The 667-nt window shown below is 44.7% G+C and carries 1 protein-coding gene; it reads right to left on the reverse strand.

The window, feature by feature from the left end; genetic code table 11:
* A partial coding sequence (locus GY683_RS02170; RefSeq protein ID WP_297287190.1) for a tyrosine-type recombinase/integrase occupies nucleotides 1-667 on the reverse strand: 667 nt, incomplete at both ends.

Genomic DNA, 667 nt, shown 5'->3' on the forward strand with positions numbered 1-667 from the left:
ATAGGTATGCCGAAGCCAATAGGCGGTTGCAGACGGATTAACCTGATGTATCGCCGTTTTAAAATAATAATGAACTATTGTCGGTGTGATGGGACCATAAGGTGGCTTAAGGCTTAAAAACAGGGTTCGAAGGCTACTTTGCGGCCGGGCGCCGATAATGTAAGCGGCGATGGCTTTGATTGTGACTTCCGGTACCGGCAGCTTTAAAGGGTTATGACATTTGCGCCAATTGATGCTTAATTCGGCTTTGCGAAAGGATATATTATCCAGAGTTATCTGGCATATCTCTATGGGACGCAGCCCCAGAGTGTAGGCCAATTGGAGCATGGCATAGGTTCGCAATCCGCTTTGCGAAGAAAAGTCAATGTTATCAAATAATCTTTTGAGCTCATCGGCACGCAAAAATGTTGGCGGCTTGGCACGTGCAAACATGGGAGCGCCCACCACCAGCGGGGCCAGATCACGCTTTAAAATTTGGCGTTGATGAAACAGATAGCTTAAAAAGCCTCTGACAATGGAACGGTACACTTTACAGGTTGACGGCCTAAAGTTAGCATTAAAGTCAGCGAAAAACGCATCGATATCTTCGATGGTCAATGCCGCCAATTTTATCTTTTTATTTTCAAGATAGCCATCAAAAGTAAATAGTACTGTTCGAATTGACTTA

The sequence above is a fragment of the Moraxella sp. genome, assembly GCF_024227015.1.
Classification (GTDB): Bacteria; Pseudomonadota; Gammaproteobacteria; order Pseudomonadales; family Moraxellaceae; genus Moraxella.